General features: G+C 68.2%; 12 protein-coding genes and 1 riboswitch. Of the genes, 7 read left to right on the top strand and 5 right to left on the bottom strand.

What is annotated here, in order from left to right; genetic code table 11:
• Positions 1-28 precede the first annotated feature (28 nt).
• Complete coding sequence (locus tag E3D03_RS08310) at positions 29-907, bottom strand: LysR family transcriptional regulator (RefSeq protein WP_263566575.1); 879 nt, start codon at positions 905-907, stop codon at positions 29-31.
• Between the two features lie 102 nt (positions 908-1009).
• Here E3D03_RS08310 and E3D03_RS08305 point away from each other — a divergent pair, with 102 nt between their 5' ends.
• Both E3D03_RS08305 and E3D03_RS08300 read left to right on the top strand, forming a co-directional pair.
• Positions 1010-2029, top strand: coding sequence for a YeiH family protein (locus E3D03_RS08305; RefSeq protein ID WP_318013718.1), 1020 nt, complete (start codon positions 1010-1012; stop codon positions 2027-2029).
• A 61-nt stretch (positions 2030-2090) separates the two neighbouring features.
• The gene (locus E3D03_RS08300; protein ID WP_263566574.1) at positions 2091-2915 is read left to right on the top strand and encodes a DUF6635 family protein; all 825 of its coding nucleotides are present in this window, start codon (positions 2091-2093) and stop codon (positions 2913-2915) included.
• On the opposite strand, the gene E3D03_RS08295 is transcribed toward E3D03_RS08300, so the two are convergent.
• Positions 2912-3673, bottom strand: a complete 762-nt coding sequence (locus E3D03_RS08295) for an SDR family oxidoreductase (protein ID WP_263566573.1) — start codon at positions 3671-3673, stop codon at positions 2912-2914. The genes E3D03_RS08300 and E3D03_RS08295 overlap by 4 nt on opposite strands.
• 192 nt (positions 3674-3865) lie before the next feature.
• Positions 3866-4051: riboswitch (cobalamin riboswitch) on the top strand.
• A gap of 91 nt (positions 4052-4142) precedes the next feature.
• Between E3D03_RS08295 and nrdH the strand changes: the two genes are divergently transcribed.
• The 4 genes from nrdH to nrdF all read left to right on the top strand — a co-directional run bounded on the left by nrdH (position 4143) and on the right by nrdF (position 7947).
• Positions 4143-4364, top strand: coding sequence for a glutaredoxin-like protein NrdH (gene nrdH, locus E3D03_RS08290; protein ID WP_018001355.1), 222 nt, complete (start codon positions 4143-4145; stop codon positions 4362-4364).
• A 4-nt stretch (positions 4365-4368) separates the two neighbouring features.
• Positions 4369-4794 (top strand): class Ib ribonucleoside-diphosphate reductase assembly flavoprotein NrdI, encoded by a 426-nt coding sequence (gene nrdI / locus E3D03_RS08285; RefSeq protein WP_263566572.1) that lies wholly within the window; start codon positions 4369-4371, stop codon positions 4792-4794.
• Complete coding sequence (nrdE, locus tag E3D03_RS08280; RefSeq protein ID WP_263566571.1) at positions 4776-6902, top strand: class 1b ribonucleoside-diphosphate reductase subunit alpha; 2127 nt, start codon at positions 4776-4778, stop codon at positions 6900-6902. Before nrdI ends, nrdE begins: the two co-directional genes overlap by 19 nt.
• A 73-nt stretch (positions 6903-6975) precedes the next feature.
• On the top strand, positions 6976-7947 hold the full coding sequence (gene nrdF, locus E3D03_RS08275; protein ID WP_263566570.1) for a class 1b ribonucleoside-diphosphate reductase subunit beta: 972 nt from the start codon (positions 6976-6978) through the stop codon (positions 7945-7947).
• Here nrdF and E3D03_RS08270 read toward each other — a convergent pair.
• Positions 7944-8909, bottom strand: coding sequence for a bile acid:sodium symporter family protein (locus tag E3D03_RS08270; RefSeq protein WP_263566569.1), 966 nt, complete (start codon positions 8907-8909; stop codon positions 7944-7946). The two genes, nrdF and E3D03_RS08270, sit on opposite strands and share 4 nt — an antisense overlap.
• Before the next feature lie 69 nt (positions 8910-8978).
• A complete protein-coding gene (locus E3D03_RS08265) occupies positions 8979-9425 on the bottom strand; it encodes an Lrp/AsnC family transcriptional regulator (protein WP_263566568.1) in 447 nt (148 codons plus the stop codon).
• A gap of 130 nt (positions 9426-9555) precedes the next feature.
• On the opposite strand from E3D03_RS08265, the gene E3D03_RS08260 reads away from it, so the two are divergent.
• Positions 9556-10788 (top strand): PLP-dependent aminotransferase family protein, encoded by a 1233-nt coding sequence (locus tag E3D03_RS08260; RefSeq protein WP_263566567.1) that lies wholly within the window; start codon positions 9556-9558, stop codon positions 10786-10788.
• Here the strand turns inward: E3D03_RS08260 and glpK are convergent.
• Positions 10785-12278 carry a glycerol kinase GlpK gene (gene glpK / locus E3D03_RS08255; RefSeq protein WP_263566566.1) on the bottom strand — a complete coding sequence of 498 codons (1494 nt, stop codon included), beginning with the start codon at positions 12276-12278 and terminating at the stop codon, positions 10785-10787. The two genes, E3D03_RS08260 and glpK, sit on opposite strands and share 4 nt — an antisense overlap.
• Positions 12279-12280: the final 2 nt, after the last annotated feature.

The following is a 12280-nucleotide window of genomic DNA, read 5'->3' as shown; positions in this document are numbered from 1 at the left end:
CCCTCCCGAGGGCGCAGGCCTTTTCGCGTCAGCCCACCAGCAGGCCGATCAGCGCCTGCATGGCGCGGGTGCAATGCCGCCGCGGATCGGTCAGCAGCGAAAACGGCCGCTCGGCCCCCGGCAGCGGCAGGCTGCGGATGCGCCCGGCGGCCGCCGCCGTCTCGACCGCGCGATGCGACAGCGCGGCCAGCCGGCGGCTGGCGGCCACCGCGCTCAGCACCGCTTCGTTCGAGGGCAGGTCCAGCGTCTCGGGCAGGTCGGCGACCGACAGTCCCTGCCCCGCCAGCCAATGCTCGAAGGCCGAGCGCGTGCCCGAGCCCGGCTCGCGCAAGACCCAGGGGCAGGCGGCAAGCTGCGCCAGCGGCGCCTCGGTCAGTCCCGCCCAAGGGTGGTCCGCCGCCATGACCAGCACCAGCCGGTCCCGCGCCACCACCTGAAGATGCAACCCGCCATGGGCGACCTCGCCTTCGACCAGGCCGATGTCGGCCGCGCCCTCGGCCACGGCATCGGCAACCTGCGTGGTATTGCCGACCGTCAGCCGCAGTTCGATGCCCGGATGCAGGTCGCGCAGCGCCACCAGCCGGGGCGGCAGCCAATAGCTGGCGACGGTCTGGCTGGCATGCAGGCGTAGCCGGCCGCGCGGTTCGCGCGCCAGATCCTCCAGCACCATCTCGGCGGTCTCGGCCCGGTCGAGCACGGCACGGGCCTCGGCCATGAAGGCGGTGCCGGCATCGGTCAGCACGATGCGCCGGCCGACGCGGTCGAACAGCCGCACGCCATGGCGCGCCTCCAGCGCCGAGATCGCGGCGCTGACCGCGGATTGGGTCAGGCCCAGGACCTCGGCCGCGCGGGTGACATGCTGGCGCTCGGCCACGGCCAGGAAGATGCGGAGCTGTTCCAGGGTCATGCCCGATACATAAGTCAAATCGAACGATCTGACAAATATAATGCGATGGAATGATAAGCGTTCGGGAACCATGTTCCGCCGTGAAGGCAAAGGAGCGGAATCATGTCCCAGATGGATCATGCACAAAGCGGAACCCCGGGTTTCGTCACCTGGTTTGCGGCGACCCTGCCGGGGCTGGGGCTGACCTTCGGCATCGCGGTGGCAGCCATGGCAGTTCAGCGCCTGTCGGGCACCCCGGCGCTCAGCCCGCTGGTGGTGGCCATGGTGCTGGGCATCGCGGTCCGCAACCTGATCGGCACGCCTGCGGTGGCGCAGCCGGGGATCACCTTCTCGCTGCGGCGGATCCTGCGCCTGGCCATCGTGCTGTTGGGTTTCCAGCTGACGCTGGCGCAGCTGCGCGCCGTCGGCCTTCCGGGGCTGGCGGTGATCTCGGTCACGCTGGCCGCGACCTTTCTGTTCACCAAATGGGCCGGCCGGGCGCTGGGGGTCGAGCGGCGGCTGGCCGAGCTGATCGCCGCCGGCACCTCGATCTGCGGCGCCTCGGCGGTGATCGCGACGAATACCGTCACCCGCGGCGCGGACGAGGACGTGGCCTATGCCATCGCCTGCGTCACCGTCTTCGGCTCGCTGTCGATGATCGCCATGCCGGTACTCGGCAGCCTGATGGGCATGGATGCGGCGCATTACGGCATCTGGACCGGCGCGACCATCCACGAGGTGGCGCAGGTCGTCGGCGCCGGCTTCCAGCACGGGGCCGAGGCCGGCCAGGCCGCCACCGTCGCCAAGCTGAGCCGGGTGATCCTGCTGGCGCCGATGATCCTGACGCTGGGTGCGCTGGCCCGCCGTCGCGGCGGCAGCGCCCATGGCAGCGCGCCCACGCCCTGGTTCGTGCTGGGCTTCATCGCCGTGGTGCTGCTGAACAGCGCCCTGCCGCTGCCCGAGGGCGCCAAGGCCCAGGTCGTCACCCTGACCTCGTCCCTGCTGACCGTGGCGCTGGCCGCGATGGGGCTGGAAACCGACCTGCGCAAGCTGCACGCCAAGGGCATCCGGCCGCTGGCGCTGGGGGCGCTGGCCTGGCTTTTCATCTCGGGCCTGGGACTTGCCCTGGTCGGGCTGGTCTGAGCCATTGATCGCGCGGGCCGGCGGCCCTAGGTAGAAAGCGACCCTGCCGACCGGAGCCGCCATGCAGCCCGCCGACACCCGCCCGATGACCCGGCGCGAAACCGAGGTGCGCCGCTTTGCCCGCGCGCGCTTCGGCTTGCGCGGCACCTTGGCGCTGCATCGCCACGCGCTGGGGCTGGACCTGTTGCGGGCGCCGGTCAATGTCATGCTGTCGCCGGTCTTCCTGCTGACGCGGCTGGCGCCGCCGCTGTTGCGCCGCTTGGGCGCCACGCGGGCGGCCGGTTGGATGGCGCGGCGGCGGATCTTCCTGCCCTCGGACCTGTCGCACCATATCGCGCAGGACCTGACGGGTTTCATCGCTGCGCTGGACGCCCAGGGGCTGGGCCCGCGGGCCCCGCCCGAGGCCGTCGCCCGCGCCACGGCCGACTATGCCGAGACGCGCAATGCCGTGTCCGAGATCACCACCTCGATCCTGGTGCTGCTGGCGGGGCTTTTGCTGTTTCACCGTGCGACGCCGGGCGTCATCTCGCTGGCCGTGCCGCTGGCCGACATGCGGGCGCAAAGTCAGGCGATCCAGGATTTCGCGCTGGGAAGCTGGGCCGGCGGGCTGTGGTACGGCATCTTCCCGCGCGAGCTTTCCACGCTCGAAGTGATCGCGACCGGGTTCGGGCTGGCGGTGCTCGCCTCGGTGCTGACGACCTTCGCCGGGCTGATCGCCGACCCGCTGCAACTGGCCGCGGGCACGCACCGGCGCCGGATCATGCGGCTGCTTGCGCGGCTCGACCGCGCCGCCGAGGCGCCGGCGCTGGAGCGCGAGCACCTGCTGGCCCGGCTGGGCGACCTGACCGATGCCTGCCTGAGCCTGTGGCGCAGCCTGAAGGGCTAGACCTTGCAGATAGAATTGCCGCCATCGGCCAGCATCGCCGTGCCGGTGACGAAGCTCGCGTGGTCGGACAGCAGGAACAGCGCCGCGCGGGCGATCTCCTCGGGCCGGGCCATGCGCTTCAGGGCATGCAGGCCGGCGATGAAATCCGCCGTGTCGGGGTTGGTCGCGGCATCGCCCGCCATCTCGGTCAGGGTGCCGCCGGGCAAGAGCGCATTGGCGCGGATGCGCTCTGGGCCGTAATCCACCGCCAGCGCCTGCACCAGCCCGATCAGCCCGGCCTTGGCCGCGGCATAGCCGCCCATGCCCGGCAGCACCGCGGTATGGCCGATGAAACTGCCGGTAAAGACCAGCGCGCCCCCGCCCCGCGCCAGCAGCGCCGGCACCTGCGCCCGCGCGGCCAGGAAGGCGGCGGTCAGGTTGGTGGCGATCAACCGCTGCCATTCCGCGTCCGGGATCTCGTGCACCCGCGCGCCCGAGCCGATCTGCCCGGCATTGTTGAAGGCGCCGTCGAGCCCGCCGAAGCGCTCCTGCGCCAGCGCGACCAGCGCCTCGGCATGGCCGGGCGCCGTGACATCGCCGGCCAGCACCGCGACGCGGCCCGCGCCTTGATCGATTCGGGCTGCGAGGTCGGCAAGCCGATCCTCGCGCCGGGCCGAGATCACCAGCCGCGCGCCCTCGGCCGCGAAGATCTGCGCCGCGGCCGTGCCGATGCCGCTGGAGGCGCCGGTGACGATGAAGGTCTTGTCCTTGAGCAGCATCCTGCTTTTCCCTTGCTTGTTGCGGGGCCAGCATGGGCCGGGGCCTGAAGCGGAACACCCGGTTTCTTGCGCCGGTAACCGGGTGTTCGCGTTAAGGTCCCGCATGCGGGTAATTGTCCACAGGGACACCATATCTCTGTGGATACCCCCGGAACCGACACTATATGTGGTTGACGACCGGGCGCGCTCATGGCTTACTGGGCGGGTCATGGTTAATCCGGTTTCGGCCGGGAGACGAAGAGGGAAGCCGGTGCGAATCCGGCACTGCCCCCGCAGCTGTAAGCGGTGAGCGACGCTGGAACGCCACTGGGAAACCGGGAAGGCCAGCCGAGCCGAGACCTGCGAGTCAGAAGACCTGCCATGACGCTGAAAGGACGACACCGTGCGGCGGGCGCGGGGCTTGATCGGCGCGATGGCCTGGCCATCGGCCCGGCCCTGTGCTGCCCACAGCAATAAAAGGAGCAGAGGCATGTCCATCACCGTTTATTCCAAGCCCGCCTGCGTGCAATGCACCGCCACCACCCGCGCCCTGGATGCGCGCGGCCTGGACTATCACCTGGTCGACCTGACCGAGGATGACGCGGCGATGGAACTGGTCACCTCGCTGGGCTATCGCCAGGCGCCGGTCGTCGTCGCCGGCGAGGCGCATTGGGCCGGCTTCCGTCCCGACATGATCGGCCGCCTGTCCTAAGGCCATGGCCGGCGGGGGCGATCTGGTCTATTTCTCCTCGGCCTCGGGGAATACGGCGCGTTTCGCGGCACGGCTGGGCCTGCGCGCCCTGCGTGTCCCGATCTCGCCCAAGGACGCGATGCCGGCGCCGGCCCGGCCCTATGTGCTGATCTGCCCGACCTTTGCCGATGGCGAAGGGCGCGGGGCTGTCCCGAAGCAGGTCATCCATTTCCTGAACGATCCCGACCGCCGCGCCGGCTTGCGCGGCGTCATCGCCACCGGCAACCGGAATTTCGGGGCGACTTACGCCTTGGCCGGCAGGGTGATTTCTGACAAGTGCAACGTCCCCGTGCTGTATCGATTCGAGCTGGCGGGGACTGATCTGGACATTTCCCGCGTGCTGGCGGGGCTCAACAAATTCTGGGGGACGGAATGCTTGACGATGGCGTAAAGGCCGAGCTCGACTATCACGCGCTGAACGCGATGCTGAACCTTTACGATGCCGACGGCCGCATCCGCTTCGACGCGGATCGCAAGGCCGCGCGGCAGTATTTCCTGCAGCATGTCAACCAGAACACGGTGTTTTTCCACAACCTCGACGAGAAGCTGCGCTATCTGGTCGACGAGGGCTATTACGAGCCCGAGGTGCTGGACCAGTATTCCAAGAACTTCCAGCGCGCGATCTGGGATGCCGCCTATCAGAAGAAGTTCCGTTTCCCGACCTTCCTGGGCGCGTTCAAGTATTACACCAGCTATACGCTGAAGACCCGCGACGGCCAGCGCTACCTGGAACGCTATGAGGACCGCGTGGTCATGGTCGCGCTCGCGCTGGCGCGCGGCGACGAGGGCCTGGCCATGCGCTTCATGGAGGAGATCCTGTCGGGCCGCTTCCAGCCGGCGACGCCGACCTTCCTCAATGCCGGCAAGAAGTCGCGCGGCGAGCTGATCTCGTGCTTCCTGCTGCGGCTGGAAGACAACATGGAGTCGATCGGCCGCTCGATCAACTCGGCGCTGCAGCTGTCGAAGCGCGGCGGCGGCGTGGCCTTGATGCTGACCAACCTGCGCGAGGCCGGCGCGCCGATCAAGGGCATCGAGAACCAGTCCTCGGGCGTGATCCCGGTGATGAAACTGCTGGAGGATTCGTTCAGCTATGCTAACCAGCTGGGCGCGCGTCAGGGCGCGGGCGCGGTCTATCTGAACGCGCATCACCCCGACATCCTGCGCTTCCTGGATACCAAGCGCGAGAACGCCGACGAGAAGATCCGCATCAAGACGCTGAGCCTTGGCGTGGTGATCCCGGACGTGACCTTCGAGCTGGCGAAGCGCAACGAGGACATGTACCTGTTCTCGCCGCATGACATCCAGAAGGTCTATGGCGTGCCCTTCTCGGAAATCTCGGTGACCGAGAAATATGCCGAGATGGTCGACGACAAGCGCATCAAGAAGCGCAAGATCAACGCGCGCGCCTTCTTCCAGACCCTGGCCGAGATCCAGTTCGAAAGCGGCTATCCCTATATCATGTTCGAGGACACGGTGAACCGCGCCAACCCCGTGCATGGCCGCATCACCATGTCGAACCTGTGCAGCGAAATCCTGCAGGTCAACGAGGCCAGCGAGTTCAACGAAGATCTCAGCTATGCCCACCTGGGCACTGATATTTCTTGCAATCTCGGCTCGCTGAACATCGCCGCGACCATGGACGGCCCGGACCTGGGCGCCACCGTCGAGGCGGCGATCCGGGCGCTGACCGCGGTGTCGGAAATGTCGGCCATCGACGCCGTGCCCTCGATCCGGCGCGGCAATGACGAGGCCCATGCCGTGGGCCTGGGCCAGATGAACCTGCACGGTTTCCTGGCGCGCGAGCGCATCCATTACGGCAGCCCCGAGGGGGTCGAATTCACCTCGGTCTATTTCGCCGCCGTGGCCTATCACGCCATCCGCGCCTCGAACCTCTTGGCGCAGGAGCATGGCAGCACCTTCAAGGATTTCGAGAAGTCGAAATACGCCGACGGCTCGTTCTTCGACAAATACACCGAGCGCGACTGGCTGCCGACGCTGCCGGACGTCGAGCGGGTGTTCGAGAATGTCACCCTACCCACGCGCGAGGATTGGGCGGCGTTGAAGGCATTGGTCATGCAGCACGGGCTTTACAACCGCAACCTGCAGGCGGTGCCGCCGACCGGCTCGATCAGCTATATCAACAATTCGACCAGCTCGATCCACCCGATCGTCGCCAAGATCGAGATCCGCAAGGAAGGCAAGATCGGCCGGGTCTATTACCCCGCCGCCTTCATGTCGAACGAGAACATCGAGTTCTATCGCGACGCCTATGAGATCGGCCCCGAGGCGATCATCGACACCTATGCCGCCGCGACCGAGCATGTTGACCAGGGCCTGTCGCTGACGCTGTTCTTCCCGGCCGAGGCGACGACGCGCGACATCAACCGCGCCCAGATCTATGCCTGGAAGAAGGGCATCAAGACGATCTATTACATCCGGCTGCGCCAGACCGCGCTGGAAGGCACCGAGGTGCAGGGCTGCGTGTCCTGCACGCTGTGATCGGCCGTAGCGGTGGGGGCTGTCTGCCCCCACACCCCCGAGGATATTTGCACAAGAAAGAAAGGTTCTTCGGATGAAGGATCACGCGCTCCAGGCTCCCTTGCGGGCGATCAACTGGAACCGGCTGGAGGACGAGAAGGACCTGGAGGTCTGGAACCGGCTGACCGTCAACTTCTGGCTGCCCGAGAAGGTGCCGCTGTCGAATGACGTGCAGAGCTGGGCCACGCTGCGCCCGGCCGAGCGCGAGTTGACCATCCGGGTTTTTACCGGGCTGACGCTGCTCGACACGGTGCAGAACACCATCGGCGCGCCTTCGATGATGCCCGATGCGCTGACGCCGCATGAGGAGGCGGTGCTGTCGAACATCAGCTTCATGGAGGCGGTGCATGCGCGGTCCTACAGCTCGATCTTCTCGACGCTGTGCCTGACCAAGGAGGTGGACGAGGCCTTTCGCTGGGCCGAGGAGAACCCGCATCTGCAAGCCAAGGCCCGCACCATCGTCGAGAAATACGCGGCCGGCGCCGATCCCTTGAAGCGCAAGATCGCCTCGGTCTTCCTGGAGAGCTTCCTGTTCTATTCGGGCTTCTATCTGCCGATGTACTGGTCCTCGCGCGCGAAGCTGACCAATACCGCCGACCTGATCCGCCTGATCATCCGCGACGAGGCGGTGCATGGCTATTACATCGGCTACAAATACCAGCGCGGGCTGGAGAAGCTGGGCGCCGAAAAGCAGCAGGAGCTGAAGGATTTCGCCTTTTCGCTGATCTTCGACCTTTACGAGATCGAGTCGCGCTATACCGCCGAGCTTTACGACGGCATCGGCCTGACCGAGGACGTGAAGGCCTTCCTGCATTACAACGCCAACAAGGCCTTGCAGAACCTGGGTTATGAAGCGCTGTTCCCGCCCGCCGCCTGCGAGGTGAACCCGGCGATCCTGGCCGCGCTGTCGCCCGACAGCGAGAACCATGACTTCTTCAGCGGCTCGGGCTCATCCTATGTCATCGGCAAGGCGGTCGCGACCGAGGACGAGGACTGGAACTTCTAGGCTGCGGCCCGGGCGCGGCGCTGCGCCACGGCCGAGCAGACCAGCAGTTGCGTCATGTGATAGATCATCACCGGCAGCACGGTCGCCCCGACCGTCGCCGCCGGGAAGATCGCATAGGCGATGGGCAGCCCCGAGGCGAGGCTTTTCGTCGAGCCGCAGAAGAACAGCACCGCCTGGTCGGCCGGCGGCAGGCGGCAGGCGCGGCCGGCGGCGGTCATGATGCCCATGGCCAGCGCCAGGAGCAGCGCCACCACCAGGAAGCACAGCACCAGCCCCGAGGCCGGGATGCTGGACCAGATCCCCGCGACCGTGCCGGCGCCGAAGGCGGAATAGACGATGAGCAGGATCGAGCCGCGGTCCACGATCATGGTCAGGAACCGGTGGCGCTGGACGAAGCTGCCGATCCAGGGCCGCAGCACCTGCCCGACCACGAAGGGCAGCAGGATCTGCAGCGCGATCTTCTGCACCGCCTCGAAGCTGACGGCCGCGCCCTCCTGGTGCAGGATGCGCGCGACCAGCAGCGGCGTCAGCACCACCCCGACCAGGTTCGAGACCGAAGCGGCGCAGATCGCCGCCGGGACATTGCCGCGCGCGATCGAGGTGAAGGCGATCGAACTCTGGATCGTTGAGGGCAGCACCGCCAGGAACAGCAGGCCCAGCGTCAGTTCCGGGCCCAGCATGCCGCCGAACACCGCCGCCAGCGCCAGGCCCAGCAGCGGGAACAGCGCGTAGGTCGCGGCGAAGGTCAGCCCCTGCAAGCGCCAATTCAGCATGCCGGCGCGGATCGAGGCCGGGTCCAGCTTGGCGCCGTAAAGGAAGAACAGCAGCACCACCGCCCACCAGGTCGCAAGCCGCAGCGCCTCGGCCGCCATGCCGCGGGCCGGCAGCAGCAGTCCCAGCGCCACGGTGGCCAGCAGAAGCAGCATGTAGGTGTCGATGCCGATGCGTTTCAGCGCGTTCATGGCGGTCCCCGTGGCTGGCGTTTCGGCGGTTCTGGACCACATGGCCGCCGGATACAAGCAAGCCGGGGATCAGTCGAAGCCCTGTTTCAGCACCACCATGGTCGAGGTCTCGGCCACCGCCGGGATGCGTTGCAGCACGTCGCGGATGAAATGGCCAAGCGCGTCGATGTCCCGGACCTGCACCCGCAGCATGTAGTCGATATTGTTGCCGGTGACGAGAAAGCAGGCCATGACCTCGGGCCGGCCGCGCAGGGCGGCGAGAAACTCCGCGCTGCCCTCGGCGCCGCTGCGCGCCAGGCGCACCGCGATCAGCACGCTGACATTCAGCCCCAGCGCGCGGGGGTCGATCTGCGCGGCATAGCCGGTGATGACGCCGGCCTCCTCCAGCCGCCTGACCCGGCGGCCGCAGGGCGTGGGCGACAGGCCGACCCGCTCGGACAGGTCGAGAATCGAGATCCGCCCCTCGGCCCGCAGATGGGTCAGGATGCGGTGGTCGATGGCGTCGAGCTCAATCATTGGCGAATCCGGTCGCTGAAATGGCAATTTCTGGCGTAATAGCGCGCAGATGGAGCGATTGCAGCAAGTCTTTGCAGGGACACGCCGCCATGGCGCCTGTATCCTGCGCCGGTCGTCCATGAGGTTGTCCATGCCCGCCACCGCCGCCGCCGCGCCGCCTGAACCCGCCGCCCGTCCCGATTTTGCCGAATGGCTGGGGCGCGGCAATGACGTGACCTCGGTCTTTCTGGCCGCCGGGCAGATCCCGGGGCTGATCAACCTGGGCGGCGGGCTGCCCGATCCGGCGCTGTTCCCGGCCGAGGAACTGGCCCTGCTGGCGGCCGAGGCGATCCGCAGCCAGCCGCAGGATTGCCTGGGCTATGGCCCGATCCCGGGCCTGCCGGCGCTGCGCGACCGGATCGCGGCCCGGGCTTCGACCGAAAGCCTGCAGCTGACGCGCGAGAACGTGCTGATCACCTCGGGCGGGATGCAGGGGCTGGATCTGGTCGGCCGGGTGCTGATGCATCCGGGCGCGGTGATCGCGGCGCAAAGCCCGGCCTATCTGGGTGCGCTGGACGCCTGGCGCCCGCATGATCCGGCCTATCGGCCGATGCTGCTGGAGCGGCCGGGTTTCGATGCGCACGCCGCGCTGGCGGGGGCGCAATTCGCCTATACCGTGCCGAATTTCTCGAACCCCAGCGGCCGGCTGGTGCCGCTGGAGGAACGCCGGACGCTGGTCGCGGCGGCGCATGAAACCGGCACCTGGCTGATCGAGGACGACCCCTATGCCGTGCTGCATTACGATGCGGCGCCGCTGCCCCGGCTGCTGGATCTGTCGGGGGCGCAGGCGCCGGGCCCCTATGCCGGGCCGGTGATCCACATGGGGTCGCTGTCCAAGGAGCTGACGCCGGGGCTGCGCATCGGCTGGGTCATCGCCGCGCCCGAGATGATCGCGGCGCTGGCGCTGGCCAAGCAGGGCGCGGACATGTGCAGCAGCGGGCTGTCGCAGGTGCTGGCGCTGCGGGCGCTGGAAACCGGCCTGGCCGAACGGATCCGGCCGCGGATCCTGGAAACCTATCGCCAACGCCGCGACGCGCTTTGCGCGGCGATGCGGGCGCATCTGGCCGAGCAGCTGGACTGGCAGCGGCCGGTCGGCGGCATGTTCGTCTGGGCACGGGCGCGCGATGCAAGGCTCGATACCGACCGGCTGTTGCGCCATGCGTTGCAGCACGGCGTCTGCATCTCGCCCTCCAGCGTTTTCGACCCCGAGGGGCGCGACCGCGGCGGGCTGCGGCTGAACTTCACCCTGAACCCGCCCGAAAAGCTGGACGAGGCTTGCCTGCGGCTCGCCCGCGCCATCCGGGTCGCGCTGGCCGAGGCCTAGCGGTCGGCAGCGGCCATGGTCGCCGCGACCGCCTTTTTCCAGCCCTGGTAGCGGGCCTCGCGCTGCCCGGCCGGCATCCCGGGCTCAAAGCGGCGGTCGAGCGCCCAGTTCCGCGCGAATTCCTCGGGCGGCGGGCAGAGGCCGGCGCGCAGGCCCGCGAGATAGCCCGCGCCCAGCGCCGTGGTTTCGGTCACGCGCGGGCGGTCGACCGGGGCGCCCAGGATGTCGGCCAGGAATTGCATGGTCCAGTCGCTGGCCACCATGCCGCCATCGACGCGCAGCACGCTGTCGCCGGCGCCGGGCCAGTCGGCGCGCATGGCTTCCAGCAGGTCGCGGGTCTGGAAGCCGACGCTTTCCAGCGCCGCGCGGGCGAATTCCGCGGGGCCCGAGTTGCGCGTCAGGCCAAAGATCGCCCCTCGGCAATCCGGTCGCCAATAGGGCGCGCCCAGGCCGGTGAAGGCCGGGACCAGCAGCAGTTCCTGCGAGGGATCGGCGGCTTCGGCCAGCGGCTGCGTCTCGGCGGCCTCGCGGATGATCTTCAGCCCGTCGCGCAGCCATTGCACCACGGCCCCGGCGATGAAGATCGAACCCTCCAGCGCATAGGTCGTCTGCCCGTCCAGGCGATAGGCGATGGTGGTCAGCAGCCGGTTCGAGGACGGCACCCTCTCGGCCCCGGTGTTCAGAAGCGCGAAGCAGCCGGTGCCATAGGTCGATTTCAGCATGCCGGGCTGAAAGCAGGCCTGGCCCACGGTCGCGGCCTGCTGGTCGCCGGCGACGCCCAGAATCGCGATCTCAGAGCCGAAAAGATCGGCGCGGGTCATGCCGAAGTCGTCGGCGCAGTCACGCACCTCGGGCAGCAGCGCCATGGGAATGCCGAGCAGCGCGCAGATTTCCGCGTCCCAGCGGTTCTCGGCGATATTGTAAAGCAGCGTGCGCGCGGCATTGGTCGCATCGGTGGCATGGACCCGGCCGCCGGTCAGGTTCCAGATCAGCCAGCTGTCAACGGTGCCGAAGGCCAGTTCGCCCGCCTCGGCCCGCGCCCGTGCGCCCTCGACGTTGTCGAGCAGCCATTTCAGCTTGGTGCCCGAGAAATACGGGTCCAGGAGCAGCCCGGTGCGCGCCGCGATCATCGGCTCATGGCCTTCGGCCTTCAGCGCTTCGCACAGACCCGCCGTGCGGCGATCCTGCCAGACGATGGCGCGATGCAGCGGCTGGCCGGTCTTGCGATCCCAGATGAGCGTCGTCTCGCGCTGGTTGGTGATGCCGATGGCGGCGATGTCGCCGGCATGCAGCCCGGCCTTTTCCACCGCAGCCCGCGCCACGCCCGCCACGCTGACCCAAAGGTCCGAGGCGTCATGCTCGACCCAGCCCGAGGCCGGGAAATGCTGGGGAAACTCCTTCTGCGCCGAGGCGACGGGGTTCAGCCTGGCGTCGAAGATGATGGCGCGCGATGAGGTGGTGCCCTGGTCGATGGCAAGGATATGGGTCATGG

This window comes from Paracoccus sp. DMF (assembly GCF_004407025.1).
GTDB classification, from domain to species: Bacteria; Pseudomonadota; Alphaproteobacteria; order Rhodobacterales; family Rhodobacteraceae; genus Paracoccus; species Paracoccus aminovorans_B.
This window is presented reverse-complemented; position numbering and strand designations above follow the sequence as displayed.

Bases quoted from the DNA above. Each gene is read 5' to 3' on its own strand.
- E3D03_RS08310 (WP_263566575.1), bottom strand. From the start codon at position 907: ATGACCCTGGAACAGCTCCGCATCTTCCTGGCCGTGGCCGAGCGCCAG.
- E3D03_RS08305 (WP_318013718.1), top strand. From the start codon at position 1,010: ATGTCCCAGATGGATCATGCACAAAGCGGAACCCCGGGTTTCGTCACC.
- E3D03_RS08300 (WP_263566574.1), top strand. From the start codon at position 2,091: ATGCAGCCCGCCGACACCCGCCCGATGACCCGGCGCGAAACCGAGGTG.
- E3D03_RS08295 (WP_263566573.1), bottom strand. From the start codon at position 3,673: ATGCTGCTCAAGGACAAGACCTTCATCGTCACCGGCGCCTCCAGCGGC.
- nrdH (WP_018001355.1), top strand. From the start codon at position 4,143: ATGTCCATCACCGTTTATTCCAAGCCCGCCTGCGTGCAATGCACCGCC.
- nrdI (WP_263566572.1), top strand. From the start codon at position 4,369: ATGGCCGGCGGGGGCGATCTGGTCTATTTCTCCTCGGCCTCGGGGAAT.
- nrdE (WP_263566571.1), top strand. From the start codon at position 4,776: ATGCTTGACGATGGCGTAAAGGCCGAGCTCGACTATCACGCGCTGAAC.
- nrdF (WP_263566570.1), top strand. From the start codon at position 6,976: ATGAAGGATCACGCGCTCCAGGCTCCCTTGCGGGCGATCAACTGGAAC.
- E3D03_RS08270 (WP_263566569.1), bottom strand. From the start codon at position 8,909: ATGAACGCGCTGAAACGCATCGGCATCGACACCTACATGCTGCTTCTG.
- E3D03_RS08265 (WP_263566568.1), bottom strand. From the start codon at position 9,425: ATGATTGAGCTCGACGCCATCGACCACCGCATCCTGACCCATCTGCGG.
- E3D03_RS08260 (WP_263566567.1), top strand. From the start codon at position 9,556: ATGCCCGCCACCGCCGCCGCCGCGCCGCCTGAACCCGCCGCCCGTCCC.
- glpK (WP_263566566.1), bottom strand. From the start codon at position 12,278: ATGACCCATATCCTTGCCATCGACCAGGGCACCACCTCATCGCGCGCC.